This window comes from Micromonospora sp. WMMC250 (genome assembly GCF_027460215.1).
Lineage (GTDB): Bacteria > Actinomycetota > Actinomycetes > Mycobacteriales > Micromonosporaceae > Micromonospora > Micromonospora taraxaci.
In genome coordinates this window covers 4844180-4859393 of record NZ_JAPZBJ010000002.1, presented here as the reverse complement: position 1 = coordinate 4859393, position 15214 = coordinate 4844180, and the positions used below count along the sequence as shown (strand labels likewise).

Genomic DNA, 15214 nt, shown 5'->3' with positions numbered 1-15214 from the left:
CCGATCGGTGCTGCCCGATCGGTCCTGCCAGTTGTCGACACCGCGCCGTACGTTGCGAGCCATGAGCCCGCCCGCCACCGTGCCGCGCCCGCCCCGCCCGGTCATCGTGACCGTCGCCTTCTGGTTGCAACTCGCCGTGGTGCTGGTGTTGCTCGCCCTGGCCGCGCTGGCGGTGGCGCAGGCGGTGCACTTCGACGGGCAAATCGACCGCGCGGTGCGACTGGTGCCGGACGCGGACCCGGACGAGGTGGCTGGCGAGCGGCGAGGCAACGTCGCGATGGCGCTGATCCTCGGCGTACCGGCGGTGCTGCTCGCGGTGTGGCTGGCGGTCACCGCGGTCCCGGTCCGGCGCGGCGGCAACGTCGCGCGGATCCTGGTCTTCGTCGCCAGCGGCGCGCAGCTGCTGGTCTGCTTCGCGCAGTGCTGCTCCGCCGGGTTCCTGGTGCCCGTGTTGACCACGCCCCAGTTCGAGGGGGAGCCGCCACCGGACTGGGACGAGTGGGAGACCTCGACGTTCTTCGACACGCTCTACTCCGGCACCGACCCCTGGGACCAGCTGCTCGTCCCTGTGGCAGGGCTGGGCGTGCTCACGGTCCTGGCACTGTCCGCGGGCGTAGTCCTGTTGCTGGCGCTGCCGCCGGCGCACCGGTGGTTCGTGCCCGGCAGCGCAAAGGAGACGCCACCCGCCCCGGCCTGGTCGATGCCCGGTCCCGGTTACGCCATGACCGGCTACGGGTATCCGCCAGTTCCGCTCGTGCCGGGTTTCCCGCCACCGAGCCAGCAGCTCCCACCCGGTTACCTGATCTGCCCCGACCCGGCCGCGCACCTGCCGCCGGACGCGTCCGGCGCGACGTCACTGCCGAGCGGGCCGTCGACGACGCCACCGGAGGACGCACCCGACGCCCTCCGCTAGGCAGGGGTCAGCGCCACTGGCCGGTCCTTGCCGCCGGGGCAGCGCCCAGGTTCCGCTCCGGCTCGCCCGAGGGCTCCACCCGACGTGGCTGAGCTGTCGGCCACAGCGCGGGCCGTCCAGGTGCCGAAGGTTGTTACCGTCTGCGCCGACGTACCTGGGGAGGTGGTCGGGTGGACGCGCTGACGACGTGCCTGGTGGCAGTGGTTGTCGTACTCGCGGTGGTCGCGATCCTCGTATGGGCCCGCCGGCGGGCGACGAGCCGCACCGACGCCCAGGCGACAGCGCCGCCGCGCCCCGGCCCGCTCCGCCTGGCGCTGCACGACCGCGTCCGCATTCGCGACCGGGAGTACGCGGTGAGCGGGACCATCCGCCTCGTCGAGGGCGACTGGAGCTGGGTGCAGCACCTGCTCGACGACGACTCTGGCACTCACCACCGGCTCTCCGTGGAGGACGGCCCCGAGGTGGAGTTGGTGCTCTGGACGGCCGAGCCGGGCGCGACAGTCGCCCCGGGCGCCCCGAGCATCGAACTCGGCGGGCGGCGCTACACCTGGACGGAGACCGGGCAGGCGCGCTACACCGCCACCGGTGAGACCGGGCTGGCGTCGGTCGGGACGGTGCGCTACCACGACTACCAGGGGGGTGGTGGGGCGCGGCTCTCCTTCGAGGCGTACGGCGAGGAGAGCTGGCGGGTGGCCCGCGGCGAGCTGCTCGACCCCGCCGACCTGACGATCCGCCCCACGACCGAGGACCGCTGAGCCGAACGGACAGGACTCGCGGAACACGACGGCATGCCGAAGTGGCCGGTTGTCGATACGGTGTGGGCCCGATCATAGGGAAGGAGAATCGTGGTCGATTCCCAGAACACGCCGGCCCGTCAGCGGCCGTCGATCGTGTCGATTTCCAGTTATCTGCTGTTCCTGTTCCTGGCGTGCCAGGTGATCACTCTGATCATCACGCTCAGCACCATCGGCAAGACGCGTGATGCTCTCCGCGACGCGTACGCGGGCAGCACCGTCGAGAATGCCGACCAGGTGGTCGACGTCTTCGTCGCCTTCGGCGTCGGAGCCGGCGTCGTGCTGTTGCTGCTCGCCATCGTGCTGGGCGTCCTGGCCCTGTTCAACAACCAGGGCCGCAACGGTGCCCGGATCACCACCTGGATCGTCGGCGGCATCATGGTCTGCTGCGTCGGTGGTGGCCTGGTCAGCAACGCGGCCGGCGGTTTCGCCGGTGGACAGGCCAGCGGCGACGGGCCGAGCCCCGACGAGATCCAGCGGCGCCTGGAAGAGGCGCTGCCCTCCTGGGTCACCCCGGTCAGCCTCCTGCTCAACGCGGTCAGCCTGATCGCGCTGATCGTGGCGCTGATCCTGCTGGCGTTGCCGAAGGCCAACGAGTTCTTCCGCAAGCCCACCGCGGGCTGGGAGCCGCCCACCCCGGGCGCCAGCTACCCGGGGCAGCCGCAGGCCCCCGGTCAGCCCGGCTACCCGCAGTCGACGGGTGAGCCCGGCTACCCGTCGAGCGGCGAACCGAGCTACCCGCCGCCGGCCACGGACCGGCCGGACGACACGCCGCCGACGGACCGTCCGGGGTCGACTCCGCCGTCGACGAGTTGACCGAGGGATAAGCACGACTCCGACGATCCCTCCGAGTAGGTTGCAACCCGACGCCTACCGGAGGGATTCGTCGTGTCGTACCCGGAATCGGCACCGGCCCGCCGGCCCGCCGTCGTCCTGCTGGCCGCGTGCGCGCTGCTGGTGATGGCGGTCGCCGCGCTCGCGTACGCCGTGGTCGACCTGGCGGTGCTGGGCGGCACTGTCGACGCGTTCCGCTCCGCGGCCCGGGACACCTCGGCCGGTCCGGAGCAGATCGCCGACGTGGTGACGCTGATCCGCGCGTCCGTTGTGCTGTCGGCGGTGGTGGCCGCGCTGTCCGCGCCGGTGCTCGCCGGCCTGGCCCTCGGGCTGTTGGCGGGTCGCAAGGGCGCACGGGTGGCTACCTGGGTGGTCAGCGGGCTCGGCCTGCTCGCCGGTTGTTGCAGTGTGGCGGTGCTGGTCGGTGAACGAGCCGCACCCCTGCAACTGGGCTCCGGTGAGCAGGCTGTCGCCGAGTTGCTGGGGCTGGTCGGCGACGCGTACCCGTCGTGGTGGATCCCAGTGAACGCCGGGCTTTCCGTCGCGCAGGGGCTCGGTTACCTTGTAGTAGCTACGCTGCTGGCGCTGCCGGCGGCCAACGCCTGGTTCGGTCGTCACCGCTCGACCGCGCCGACCACGCCGTCCGCACCACAGGCGTTCACGCCTGCCCCGTACCAGCCGCCGTCGGCGCCACCCGCGCCCCCGTACCCGCCCAGGTGAGGAATCCGCCGTGCCGCTCGATCCCACGACCGTTGAGCGCCGGGCCCTGATCACCGGGGCCACCGCGGGCATCGGCGCGGCGTTCGCCCGGCGGCTGGCCGCCGACGGCTGGCATCTGGTGCTGGTCGCCCGCGACGCGGCCCGGCTGACCGAGATGGCCACCGAGCTGGGCTCGACCCGCGACCGTGTCGTGGAGACGATCCCGGCGGATCTGTCCACGGACGACGGCTGTGCGGTGGTGGAGCAGCGGATCGCCGACGGCAGCCCGGTGCACCTGCTCGTCAACAACGCGGGCATCAGCCTGAACAAGCCGTTCCTGCGTTCCACGGCGGAGGACGAGGCCCGCCTGTTGCGGCTCAACGTGCACGCGGTCATGCGGCTGACGCTGGCGGCGCTGCGACCGATGACCGAACGGCGGGACGGGGCAGTGATAAATGTCTCTTCGGTCGCCGGTTTCGGCACGGCGATGCCCGGCTCGACGTACTCGGCCAGCAAGGCCTGGGTCACCAACTTCAGCGAGTCGGTGGGCCTTTCCGCGCGACCATTCGGTGTTCGCGTGATGGCTCTCTGCCCCGGCTACACCCGCACCGAATTCCACCAGCGGGCCGGCATCAACATGTCGAAGACGCCGGAATGGCTGTGGCTGCGGGCCGAGGATGTGGTCGACGAAGCCCTGCGTGACCTGCGCAAAGGCAAGATGGTCAGCGTCCCGGCGTGGAAATACAAGGTCGTCGTCGCGGGCATGCGGCACGCACCGCGCCGGTTGCTCCAGGCTGTTGCGAAGGACACTCGCGGTCGCATCGGTCGCGACGAACGCTGACCCTCGGCCCGCCCACCGGGGCCGGTGATCCGCCGAGGCGCTGCTGGCACGCCGCTGTCAGGCCAGTAGCTGAGCGTAGTCGAACATCGCCAACCATCGGTCCCCCACCGGGTTGGTCGGGGTGGACCCCACACACGGCGTTCAGACTTGAGCAGTAACCTCTATCGCCATGGGGGACCACGACGACCTGCGTAAATTCATTACCGACCTGGCTGTGGTCCACGGACGGGTCGTGCTCTCCTCGGGGCGTGAGGCCGACTGGTACGTGGATCTGCGGCGCGTCACGCTCCATCACCGGGCCGCTCCTCTGGTCGGCCGGGTGCTGCTGGACCTCACCGCCGACTGGGAGTACGACGCCGTCGGCGGCCTCACTCTGGGCGCGGACCCTGTCGCGCTCTCGATGCTGCACGCCGCTCCGACCGATCGAGCCCTGGACGCCTTCGTGGTGCGCAAGGCGGGCAAGGCGCACGGTCTACAACGGCGGATCGAAGGACCGGAGGTGGCCGGCCGTCGGGTGTTGGCGGTGGAGGATACGTCCACGACAGGCGGAAGTGTGTTGACCGCTGTCGAGGCACTTCGCGAGGCCGGGGCGGAAGTCGTGGGCGTGGCGGTTATTGTTGATCGAGGCGCCGGCGACGCGGTGCGAGCCGCCGGATTGCCGTACCGGGCGGCCTTTACGTTGGCTGACCTCGGCCTTGTGGCGTAAAAGTTTGCCGATTCGGATCTGCTGATATGCAGGCGGATCGATGCTGCTGGTGGAAGGATGGAATACGTGGGAACTGCGTTGGCCGAAATGACTATGCCTCAGATCTCGCCGCTTAACGGCGAGCCGATCGAACGTGCCGATGCCGAGCGTCTCGCCGGGGTCCTCAAGGCCCTTGCCGACCCTGCTCGGTTGCGGCTGCTCAGCCTGATCCAGTCGGCCCCCGAGGGCGAGGCGTGCGTCTGTGACCTGACCGCGCCGCTCGGCCTCTCTCAGCCGACGGTCAGTCACCACCTGCGTATCCTCACCGAGGCCGGTTTGCTGCAGCGGGAGAAGCGCGGTGTCTGGGCGTACTACAGCCTGGTCCCGAGTGCGATCGCGACGATCGCCGACCTGCTGACCCCGCCGCGTAAGCGGGCCACCAAGAAGGCCCGCTGACGTAGGCACAACACGCCGTCCCGCGTCGGGGACGGCGTCCGGTGACGAGCCAGGGGTGGCGTCACTGGTGGGTGACACCTGCTCGTCCCCGGTCGCACCACCGGAGGCCGGGTACGACATGCCGACGGCCGACCCCCTCGCCAGGGGGCCGGCCGTCGTCGTACGCCAGGTCAACGATCCTGACCGTGCTCCGGGCGCCGGCTGTCGTGCTGGTGGTGCCCGTCGTGGTCGAACGCCTCACGCGCCGCCTCCACGGCACCGGCGGCACTGGCCGCGGCGACCACCGCGACGGCCTCGCCGCGCTTACGAGCCCGCCGGTCGCGGAGGAACTCGAAGAAGATCGGCAGCACCGAGATCACGATGATCAGGGCCACCACCGGCAGGATGTAGTGGTCGATCTTGTCGCCGATGGCCTGGTAGATCTGCTCCGCCAGCAGGTAGCCGATCAGCAGGATGCCGTCGACCCAGAGCACCGCGCCGACGATGTTCCAGAGCAGGAACTTCCGGGCCGGCATGCCGAGCGCGCCGGCGACCGGGTTGAGGAACGTCCGAACGATCGGGATGAAGCGCGCCAGCACCACGGCCTTCGCCGGGCCGAACTTCTGGAAGTAGTACTCGGCCTTCTCCACGTACTCCTTCTTGAAGAGTCGGGAGTTCGGCCGCTCGAACATCGGCCGGCCGTACCGGGCGCCGAGCCAATGCCCCAGCTGGGCGCCGACGATCGCGCAGATCGGACCGCCGATCAGCAGGCCGGTCAGAGAGAGACGGGTGCCGTCGCCGAAGATCGCGTCCGCCACCGGCGACGAGGCCACCCCGGCGAGGAACAGCAGCGAGTCGCCGGGGAAGAAGAAGCCCACCAGCAGGCCGGTCTCGGCGAAGAGGATCACCCAGACGCCGATCAGCCCGAAGGTCTGCAAGAGCTCCTTGGGATCGAGCGGGTTCAGGGCGACGCTCTCCCCGAGAGCGCGGATGTTCTCAGCTGTGTCCACGGCCACAAAGGGTACCGAAGCCCCTGGCTCTGGCCGCGCCGGACCGGCCTCACCTGTTCGACAAGACGAACCGAAAGAGTGATCAACGCGCATCGCAATGTTTGGCGCGCCCGCTCCCGTCATCTGAGGCAGGAGCCCCGGGAGGTGCAGTGACGTACGAGGAGTTCGCGGACACGCGGCTGGCCCCGCTACTGCGGTACGCGGTGATGCTCACCGGCGATCCGCACCACGCGCAGGACCTGGTCCAGGAGACCATGGTCCGGGTCCAGCTCAACTGGCGACGGGTTTCCCGAGCGGACTCGCCCGAGCGTTACGTACGCCGGATGCTCACCAACCAGTACGTCGACTGGCGGCGCGGTTCCTGGGTTCGCCGGGTGCTGTTGCGCGAGGACCCCGACGCGTCGGTGCCGGCGTCCACCGACCACGCCCAGTCCGCCGTGGATCGGGACCAGGTCTGGTCCTGGCTGGCCCGGCTGCCGCGTCGGCAGCGCGCCGCCCTGGTGCTGCGCTACTACGAGGACCTGCCCGACGCGGAGATCGCCGACGTCCTCGGTTGCGCCGTCGGGACCGTCCGTTCGTCCATCTCCCGAGCCCTGGCCACGCTCCGGGCCGAGTACGTGGAGGCGTGAACATGATTGAGGACGATCTGCGTGCCGCGTTCAGCCGGCACGAGCCGCTGACCCCGCCGACCGGTCCCCTGCGGGCCGCGATCGACCGGCTGGCGACAGTCCGGCGGAGGCGTCGTCGCCGGTGGCAGGCGGGTGGCACGGCTCTGGCCGTGCTCGGCGTCCTGGGAATCGGGGTGCCGCTGCTCACCCCGGAGCGGGTCGGGCCGCCGTCGGCCGCCGAGTTGATCGGCGAGGCCGGTCGGCCCGTTCCGTCCGGCGCGGTGAACATCCTGGTGCTCGGCATCGACCGCCACGCGACCCAGCCGCCGCTGGCCGACTCGGTCCTGCTGCTGCACATCCCGGCCGACCGCAGCCGTCCGTACCTGATCTCGCTTCCTCGTGACCTGAAGGTACCCATCCCCGGGCACGGTGCCGACAAGCTGAACTCGGCGTTCGTGTTCGGTGCCAAGGGCGACGAGCCGGACCTCGCCAAGGGGTACGAGTTGACCCGGCGGACGGTGGCCGACCTGACCGGCGTCGACGTGGGGGCCGGCGTGGTGCTGACGTACTCCGCTCTGCGCTCGCTCACCGACCAGGTGGGCGGGGTGCCGGTGTGCCTGCCCCAGCAGGTGGGGTCGGCCCACACCCGGCGGGTCTTCCCGGCCGGATGCCAGCGCCTCGACGGTGCCGCCGCTGTCGACCTGCTGCGTCAGCGGCGTGGGCTGCCCGGGGGCAGCCAGGACCGCGACCGCAACGGCCGACTCTTCGCGGCCGGACTGGTCCGTGCGGCGTCCGACCAGGACGTGCTCACCGATCCGGTACGCCTCGCCAAGCTGCTCGCCGTCGTCGGCCCGGACATCGTGGTGTCGCCTGACCGGTCCGCCCTGCCGGACCTGCTGCGGCTCGTCCCCGCCCTGCGATCGGTCGACCCGGTCGGGCTCACCCTGCCGGTCAGTGAGCCGATCGGGCCGGGCTACTACCTGCACCCAGACCCGGATGCCGCCCCGGAGTTGCTGACCGCGCTGCGCGAGGACCGGCTCGGCGACTGGGCGGCCCGCAACCCCAAGCTGGTCGACCCCGCCCGCTGAGTCGTCAGCGGTAGTCGTCCTCGTCCCCGGTGACCACCCGGGCCTGCTCCATCGCGTCCCAGTCGCCGACCTCCAGGCCGCGGTGCGGTTCGCCGTCGACGTCGTCCGGGCCGACGCTGGTGGCCTGTTCGACCGCGTCGGCCGGCTCGGCCTCCGGGTCACGCTCGTCCGGGGCGAGGTGGTCGCCGGGCGTGAAGTCCTCGTCGGGCTGACCCATCGTCCCTCCCGGGGTCTCGGGGCACGGTCTCCACCCACCGTACGGGGTGGGACGGGCCCGCGCCGGGAAGCGAGTAGGCGGAATCAGCCCTCGACGACGCGACCCGGTGCCAGGATGGTGACGTGGGCTTCCTCATCCGACTGGCGATCACCGCGGTCGCGCTGTGGATAACCACTCTGATCGTGCCCGGGGTGGACGTGCACGGACGCTCGGGTGGCAACACCGTCCTCACCCTGATCGTGGTGGCGCTGATCTTCGGTGTGATCAACGCGGTGCTCAAGCCGGTGATCAAGGTCGTCGGCTGTGTGTTCTACCTGCTGACCCTGGGCCTGTTCGCGCTGGTGGTCAACGCCCTGCTGTTCCTGCTCACCGACCGGATCGCGCGCGGGCTCGACCTGCCGTTCCAGGTGGACGGTTTCTGGGCGGCGTTCTGGGGAGCCATCGTGATGACAGTGGTCACCTGGCTGATCAGCGTCATCGTGCCGGACAACCTGGACCGTCGGTGAAGGGCTGACACCCAGGGTCGGTTGTTCCGGCGCACGCCACCTGCGGGATACTGCCGGGCGGAGGACAGCGCGGTCCGGCGCACACGTGAACAACAGCGGCCAGCACGGCCGAGAGTGGTAAGTAAGGAGCGCATCACATGCCCATCGCTTCCCCCGAGGCCTACGCGGAGATGCTGGATCGCGCCAAGGCTGGCCGGTTCGCGTACCCCGCGATCAACGTGACCTCCTCGCAGACGCTGAACGCGGCGCTCAAGGGCTTCGCCGACGCGGAGAGCGACGGCATCATCCAGGTCTCCACCGGTGGCGCCGAGTACCTGTCCGGCCCGTCGATCAAGGACATGGTCACCGGCGCTGTGGCGTTCGCCGCGTACGCGCACGAGGTGGCCAAGAAGTACTCGGTCAACATCGCGCTGCACACCGACCACTGCCCGAAGGACAAGCTGGACAAGTTCGTCCGGCCGCTGATGGGCATCTCGCAGGAGCGGGTGAAGCGCGGCGAGGAGCCGCTGTACCAGTCGCACATGTGGGACGGCTCGGCCGTGCCGGTCGCGGAGAACCTCCAGATCGCCGCCCAGCTCCTCGACGAGGCTGCCAAGGCCAAGATCGTCCTTGAGATCGAGGTCGGCGTCGTCGGCGGCGAGGAGGACGGCGTCGAGAACGCCATCAACGACAAGCTCTACACCACCACCGAGGACGGCCTGGCCATGGTCGAGGCGCTCGGCCTCGGCGAGAAGGGCCGCTACATGGCGGCCCTGACCTTCGGCAACGTGCACGGCGTCTACAAGCCGGGCAACGTGAAGCTCCGCCCCGAGATCCTCAACCAGATCCAGGAGGCGGTGGGCGCGAAGTACGGCAAGGACAAGCCGCTCAGCCTGGTCTTCCACGGCGGCTCGGGCTCCCTGCTCAGCGAGATCCGCGAGGCGCTGGACTACGGCGTGGTGAAGATGAACATCGACACCGACACCCAGTACGCCTTCACCCGGCCCGTAGCGGACCACATGCTCCGCAACTACGACGGCGTGCTGAAGATCGACGGCGAGGTCGGCAACAAGAAGCAGTACGACCCGCGCGCCTGGGGCAAGGCCGCCGAGGCCGGCCTGGCCGCCCGGGTCGTCGAGGCGTGCGAGCACCTGCGCTCCACCGGCACCACGATGACCAAGTAACGACGTGCCACCGACGGCCGGCTCCCCGCGTGGGGGCCGGCCGTTTCGTCGTCAGACGGTCAACAGGCGGACGGCCTCGTGCACGTCGTCGGTGAGATGGATCGACGCCGACAGGTCGCCGAACGGGGACGCGGCCAGCAGCGGACGCAGCAACGACTCCACCGGCAGCTCCTGAGTCCAGTAGGCCCGGTCCAGGAAGATGTAGGCGCCACTGACACCGTCGGTGCCGTAGTAGGTCTTGGTGGCCGCCTGGAACACCTCCTGCACGGTGCCCGCCCGCCCCGGCGCGAAGACGATGCCTCCCCGGGCCAGTCGCAGGATGGTGTCCTCGCGGATCGCGTTCGAGAAGTACTTCGCGATCCGCCCGGCGAACAGGTTCGCCGGCTCGTGCCCGTACAGCCAGGTCGGGATGGCCAGCCCACCCGCACGCGCCCAGCCCAGGTCGTCACCCCGCTGCCGGGGCACGCCCGCGTACCGCTGTCGGACCGTCAGCGCCGTCGCCGTGTAGCGGTGGTGGTCGGTGAAGTCGGGCGCGGTGGCCAACAGGTCGATCGCCGCCGTCACGTCGGTCGCCGGCCGATCCGCCAGGTAGGCGCCGAGGTTCGCCGCCTCCATCACGCCGGGTCCGCCGCCGGTCACCACCAGGCGGTCGGCCCGTGCCAGCTCCCAACCCAGCACCGCCGCCATCCGGTACGCGGGACTGCCACGCCGTACCGCGTGGCCGCCCATGATGCCCACCACCGACTGCGGACCGTGGCCGGCCAGCCAGGCTCGGGTGGCGTCGGCCAGCGCGTTGTCGACACCGTGATCGTGCAGCCGCTGGCCCAGCGCCTCCTTGACGTCCGGCAACGCGCCGCCGTGCGCCCGGTAGTGGTCGTACACCCGGGTGTCGTACATCCCGGCGAACCCGCCCTCGACGAACCCGGCGGCCAGGTCCTCGGAGGTGTAAAGGTGCGTCGGCTGGGTCGGGTACGGCAGACCCGAGAACGGTGGCACCACGTTCGCGCCGCGCCGGACCAGGTCGGCGCCGACCTCCCGGGACGCGAAGCGGCAGCCCACGAAGAGGGTGCCCGCGACGTCGATGCCGGTCAGGTCGGGCACCGGTGCGAGGTCGAGACGCAGGCCCTGCACCGTCAACCCGGTCAGGCGACCGGTGGCCAGTTGCTGACGCAGCTCGTCCGGGGTCTGGATCTCGCTGGCGTGCAGGTGCGGCTCGATGACGTCGGCGGGAGGTGGGGTCGGCACCGGGCCATCCTGCCCCTTCAGCCGGGGCTGGCCAAACGTCGGGACCGGCGGGAGACGACAGAAGCCCGGTGACCGTGGCCACCGGGCTTCTGCGTTACCGGTTCCTGGGGAGGCTCCGGACCATTAGTTGTAGTGGAAAACACCTGGCGGCGGCATAGGCCGCAGGCGTGACCAACTCCTCAGCCGTTCAGCGGAACGTGTCGGCCGACCCGCTCGCGTGTCGCCCTGTCCAGCGGGTTGAATGGGGCGATGCAGAACCTTTTGCCAGAGCCACCAGCCACCCGGCTGCCCGCGAACGACGCGGCCGACGCCGCCCTGGCTGCCGCCGACGAGGCCGGCACCGACGAGGCGTTCGCCAGCGTGGCGGCCGGCTTCCCGACCTTCAGCGCGGCCTGGGCGGAGCTCGCGGCCCGGGCGTTCGCGCAGGACCAGGTGGTGACGGCGTACGCCTACGCGCGCACCGGCTACCACCGCGGCCTCGACCAGCTGCGTCGCAGCGGTTGGAAGGGGCATGGCCCGGTGCCGTGGTCACACGAGCCCAACCGGGGCTTCCTGCGCTGCCTCTACGTGCTGTCCCGGGCGGCGGACGAGATCGGCGAGGCCGACGAGGCGGCCCGCTGCGCCCAGTTCCTGCGCGACTGCGACCCGGAAGCAGCGGACGCGCTGGCGAGCAACTGACCCCGCTCCGACGGCCGGCCCGGTCCCGGGCCGGCCGTCGGTGGCTTACAACCCTTCGGCGACGGCGGCGGCGATCTTCAGCCAGGCGTCCCGGGTGGCCGAGGAGAGCCCGCCGTAACGGATCGGCTCGCCGGTGTCGATGAGCCGTTCGTAGGGGGCCAGCAGCACGGCCCGGGTGCGGGCCGCGAAGTGCTCCTGGATGGCCGGTAGGTCGATCTCCTTGCGGGACGGCGGCATCGACACCACCGTCACGGCCTGGCGGACCAGCCGTTGCCGGCCACTCTGCTCCAGGTGGTCGAGCATCCGGGCGGCAGTCTCCGCCGAGTCGTTACGGGCCGACATGGTGACCACCAACTGGTCGGTGGCGTCCATCGAGGCCTGCCAGTTCTGCGCCCGGACGTTGTTCCCGGTGTCGACGAAGATCAGCTTGTAGAACCGGCTGACCACCTCGCGGATCTCGGCGAACGCGGCAGCTGTCAACATCTCGCCACCGGTGGCCGACTCGTCCGAGGCAAGGACGTCGAACATGCCCTCGCCCTGCGAGCGCACGTACTGCGACAGGTCACCGACCCGCCCGTGTGCGCCCTGGAACTGCCCGAGGTCACGCAGCATGTCCCGGACCGTCCGGGAGTGGAAGTCCTGCTGGGCGCGCATCCCCAGGGTGCCCTGGGTCTCGTTGTTGTCCCACGCCAGCACGTAGCCGCCGCGCTTCTGACCGAACGTCATCGCGAGCAGCAGGATGGCCACCGTCTTACCGGCGCCGCCCTTCGGATTGACCACTGTCACCTGGCGCAGCCCGCCGAAGTTGCGGCGCACCATCTCGATGTCCCGCTTGAGTTCCTGCTCGTGCCGGCCCGGAGAGAGCCGGAGCAGACCCATCTTGTTGACCACCGCGCGTACACCCATGGTGGCGACCGGGTCGGCGGGCCGGACCTGTCGGCGTCGGCTGAAGTCCTCGGCGGTCGGCACCGGCGTGGACTCCGGAGTCCAGCTCGCGTCCGGATATCCGGTGGCGTCCGGGTAGCCGGTGGTCGGCACCCGGGCCGCCCCCTCGGCCTCCTGGAACGGCTGACCAGGCGGGACGCCGGGCGGCCCCTGCTGCCACGGCGGCGGGTACCAACCAGGCGACGGCGGGTACGGGCCGGGCGGTGCGGCCGGCTGAGCAGCCTGCTGCGGCGGACTGCTGAACTGCGTCAGGTCGGGTGGGGGCGGAATCGACGCCGGGCTGACCTGACCGGGGATCGCCGGGGCGACCGACTGCCCGGCCGGACCGGGGCCGGCCTGCGCCACGCCGGGGTGCGGCACCGGCGGGGCGGGGATCGGAGGCGTCCCGGTGCTCTCGTCCCTGACCGGTGCCCCCGCTGGACGTTGCGGAGGGTACGCCCACGGCGACTCGTTGGCCGGCCGTGCCGCCGCGCCCTCCGCGCTGCTGCCCTCAGCCGGCGGCGTCGGCGCGGAGTCCGTCGGCGGCGCGGCATCCGCGGCGGTGCTCCGGCCGGTGGGCGTGCCGGCCGTGGTGGGGTTGCCCGGGGCAGGGCTGCCAGCTGCGGTAGGGGTGCCGGCGGCGGTGGGGCGGTCCAGGGTGAAGGGCAGATCCAGGTCGACGCCGCCCGGGGTGCTCGTGCCCGGCGGGGCGGGAACGGCGGCCGTGCCGCGATCACCGGTCGGCACCTGAGCCGTACCGGCCGCGGTGCCCGTCGACTCGGGTCGGCTGGCCGGTGCGAAGGCCGTGGGCGGTGTGGCCGTGGGCGGTGTGGCCGTGCCCGCAGCAGGGCCGGGAACGCCCGGAACACCGTTGTGCGTGGGAGGGCTGTCCGCCTGCGGCGTGACGGTGGCCGGCGGACCGGGCGGCGTCGACGCGGCGGGCGGATCAGCAGGCGGTGGCCAGCTCGCCTGTGCAGGCGCCCATGCTGACCCTGCGCCTGAGCCCCACGCGCCGGGCGGTGGAACGGCGCCGCTGAGCGACGGATAGTCGGCCGGCGACGGCGGCGGCAGGGGCGCTGCCCCCGGCTGGCCGGGAACCGGCGGCCGGTTGATCGGCGGCGCGGCCACCGGTGGCGTCACCGGCCCGGACGCGACCGGCGGCGGCGTGCTCCGCTGCTCGGCGACCGCCGCCCACGGCGGAACGACAGCCCCCGCGCCCCGGTCGGTCGGATCCGGTGGCCAGAGTGGTTCGATGTCCCGTTCCGGCGCCGGCTGCTGGCCGTGCACCTGTGCCCGGTCGGCGTTCTCGTCCATTACGGCCCTCCCCAGTCCTCCTGCGAGGATAGGCGCAACCGCCCACGGAGGCCGGTCGGCGCAGCCGAGGTCAGCTCGACCAGACCGCCCAGGCCCCCGGCTCGACCCACCAGGAACGCTTCCGGGTCAGCTCGCCCTCGACACCATCGTCGAGGTACGGCACCTTCCCCTCCCGGGGCAGCACCGAAACCGCCCGGCCTCGGGCCCGCCGGACTTCGAGGCGTACCCGCTTACGACCCAACGGCGAGCGGACGACGACCGGCACGGCGACGGCTACCTCGACCTGGCCGTCGGCCGGGTCCGGCGCGGTCAGCAGCGTCACGTCGTCGAGCGTCGCGTACCCGCCGGCGTTGCCGACCGCACAGGCCAGCAGCGGTTCGTCACCGTCGGTGAGGATGGTGTCGTCCACCTCCACCCGGGCACGCCACTGCAACGGCCGGCCGGCGTCGTCGGCGGCACCGAGCAACGCGCCGTCCAGGGTCACCGAACCAGCATCGTTGCGCAGCAGATCCAGTCGGCGAGGCGTGCCGTCCACCACCGCGGCGGCCACCGCCGCCGGGTCACGGGGCAGCCCGAGCTGCGCGGCCAGGTCCCGCTGGGTGCCACCACGGGCCGGGTCGAGCGGGAGTACGGCCACCGGCGGCAGGTCGGGCAGGGTCCGGTCGCCCGGCAGATCCGCCGGACGCCGGCTCGGCGCCGGGGCGTACCGCCGCACCAGCCGGCGCAGCACGGCACGCAACTGCCCGTCGCTGGCCGACGCGACGACCAGTCGGGTCTTGCCGTCCGGATCCGGCCAGGTCAGCCCGTCGGGGCGGGCCGGACCGTCGAGCCGGGCCAACACCGCGTCGATCTCCGCGTCGGAGCGGGCGGTGACCGTCTCCACCCGGGCGCCCCGCATGGTCAGCGCATCGGCGCAGGCCAGCACCGGCACCCGTGGGCGCTCGGTGGCGCAGTGCTCGGCGTCACCGCCGGTCTGGCTGGTCTTGCCGCTGTCGGTCTGGCTGGTCGGGTCGGTGTCGGTCTGGCTGGCCTTGCCGGTGTCGGCCTCGGCCGCACCGCCGCAGCAGGCCCCTCCGCTGCCACAACCCCCGGGAGCATCCCGCTCCGAACCGAGGGTGAGCAGCACCACGTCGTACACGGAAGGAGCCTCCTGCCTCTCGACGCGACCCCTGCCGGCCGCGCCGTCACTACTTGTTAACCTGACACCCCGGGCTCGCCAACCGGTCGCCACCTGGCACCCGAGCCTTCTGGAGGCGGAAA

17 protein-coding genes are annotated in these 15214 nt (G+C 71.6%); 12 read left to right on the top strand and 5 right to left on the bottom strand.

Features of this window, described 5'->3' with window-relative positions; all coding sequences use genetic code 11:
• Positions 1-61 precede the first annotated feature (61 nt).
• The 7 genes from O3438_RS21845 to O3438_RS21815 all read left to right on the top strand — a co-directional run bounded on the left by O3438_RS21845 (position 62) and on the right by O3438_RS21815 (position 5222).
• Positions 62-913 carry a hypothetical protein gene (locus O3438_RS21845; RefSeq protein WP_269681669.1) on the top strand — a complete coding sequence of 284 codons (852 nt, stop codon included), beginning with the start codon at positions 62-64 and terminating at the stop codon, positions 911-913.
• 170 nt (positions 914-1083) lie between these two features.
• The gene (locus tag O3438_RS21840; RefSeq protein WP_269681668.1) at positions 1084-1668 is read left to right on the top strand and encodes a DUF4178 domain-containing protein; all 585 of its coding nucleotides are present in this window, start codon (positions 1084-1086) and stop codon (positions 1666-1668) included.
• 90 nt (positions 1669-1758) lie between these two features.
• Positions 1759-2523, top strand: a complete 765-nt coding sequence (locus O3438_RS21835) for a hypothetical protein (protein WP_269681667.1) — start codon at positions 1759-1761, stop codon at positions 2521-2523.
• A gap of 72 nt (positions 2524-2595) precedes the next feature.
• Entirely contained in the window at positions 2596-3261 is a 666-nt protein-coding gene (locus O3438_RS21830) for a hypothetical protein (RefSeq protein ID WP_269681666.1), read from the top strand.
• A 10-nt stretch (positions 3262-3271) separates the two neighbouring features.
• Complete coding sequence (locus tag O3438_RS21825; protein WP_269681665.1) at positions 3272-4081, top strand: SDR family NAD(P)-dependent oxidoreductase; 810 nt, start codon at positions 3272-3274, stop codon at positions 4079-4081.
• 169 nt (positions 4082-4250) lie between these two features.
• Positions 4251-4787 (top strand): orotate phosphoribosyltransferase, encoded by a 537-nt coding sequence (pyrE, locus tag O3438_RS21820; RefSeq protein ID WP_269681664.1) that lies wholly within the window; start codon positions 4251-4253, stop codon positions 4785-4787.
• A 57-nt stretch (positions 4788-4844) separates the two neighbouring features.
• Entirely contained in the window at positions 4845-5222 is a 378-nt protein-coding gene (locus O3438_RS21815) for an ArsR/SmtB family transcription factor (RefSeq protein ID WP_030332125.1), read from the top strand.
• Positions 5223-5392: 170 nt separating this feature from the next.
• Here O3438_RS21815 and O3438_RS21810 read toward each other — a convergent pair whose 3' ends face one another.
• Complete coding sequence (locus tag O3438_RS21810) at positions 5393-6217, bottom strand: DedA family protein (RefSeq protein ID WP_269681663.1); 825 nt, start codon at positions 6215-6217, stop codon at positions 5393-5395.
• A 143-nt stretch (positions 6218-6360) separates the two neighbouring features.
• On the opposite strand from O3438_RS21810, the gene O3438_RS21805 reads away from it, so the two are divergent.
• Together O3438_RS21805 and O3438_RS21800 are read left to right on the top strand one after the other, a co-directional pair.
• A complete protein-coding gene (locus O3438_RS21805) occupies positions 6361-6840 on the top strand; it encodes a SigE family RNA polymerase sigma factor (protein WP_269681662.1) in 480 nt (159 codons plus the stop codon).
• Positions 6841-6842: 2 nt separating this feature from the next.
• Positions 6843-7907 carry an LCP family protein gene (locus O3438_RS21800; RefSeq protein WP_269681661.1) on the top strand — a complete coding sequence of 355 codons (1065 nt, stop codon included), beginning with the start codon at positions 6843-6845 and terminating at the stop codon, positions 7905-7907.
• A 4-nt stretch (positions 7908-7911) separates the two neighbouring features.
• Here the strand turns inward: O3438_RS21800 and O3438_RS21795 are convergent, their stop codons facing one another.
• Positions 7912-8124, bottom strand: a complete 213-nt coding sequence (locus O3438_RS21795) for a hypothetical protein (RefSeq protein ID WP_269681660.1) — start codon at positions 8122-8124, stop codon at positions 7912-7914.
• Positions 8125-8246: 122 nt separating this feature from the next.
• Here O3438_RS21795 and O3438_RS21790 point away from each other — a divergent pair, with 122 nt between their 5' ends.
• Both O3438_RS21790 and fbaA read left to right on the top strand, forming a co-directional pair.
• Positions 8247-8630: a phage holin family protein gene (locus tag O3438_RS21790; RefSeq protein ID WP_269681659.1), complete on the top strand. Its 384-nt coding sequence runs from the start codon at positions 8247-8249 to the stop codon at positions 8628-8630.
• A gap of 137 nt (positions 8631-8767) precedes the next feature.
• The gene (gene fbaA / locus O3438_RS21785) at positions 8768-9793 is read left to right on the top strand and encodes a class II fructose-bisphosphate aldolase (protein ID WP_145778202.1); all 1026 of its coding nucleotides are present in this window, start codon (positions 8768-8770) and stop codon (positions 9791-9793) included.
• A 51-nt stretch (positions 9794-9844) separates the two neighbouring features.
• Here fbaA and O3438_RS21780 read toward each other — a convergent pair whose 3' ends face one another.
• The gene (locus O3438_RS21780; protein ID WP_269681658.1) at positions 9845-11038 is read right to left on the bottom strand and encodes an LOG family protein; all 1194 of its coding nucleotides are present in this window, start codon (positions 11036-11038) and stop codon (positions 9845-9847) included.
• Between the two features lie 249 nt (positions 11039-11287).
• Between O3438_RS21780 and O3438_RS21775 the strand changes: the two genes are divergently transcribed.
• The gene (locus tag O3438_RS21775) at positions 11288-11716 is read left to right on the top strand and encodes a DUF3151 domain-containing protein (protein ID WP_088986916.1); all 429 of its coding nucleotides are present in this window, start codon (positions 11288-11290) and stop codon (positions 11714-11716) included.
• 45 nt (positions 11717-11761) lie between these two features.
• On the opposite strand, the gene O3438_RS21770 is transcribed toward O3438_RS21775, so the two are convergent.
• Together O3438_RS21770 and O3438_RS21765 are read right to left on the bottom strand one after the other, a co-directional pair.
• A complete protein-coding gene (locus tag O3438_RS21770) occupies positions 11762-13387 on the bottom strand; it encodes a chromosome partitioning protein (RefSeq protein ID WP_442929733.1) in 1626 nt (541 codons plus the stop codon).
• Positions 13388-14024: 637 nt separating this feature from the next.
• Positions 14025-15092, bottom strand: a complete 1068-nt coding sequence (locus tag O3438_RS21765; protein WP_269681656.1) for a hypothetical protein — start codon at positions 15090-15092, stop codon at positions 14025-14027.
• Positions 15093-15214: the final 122 nt, after the last annotated feature.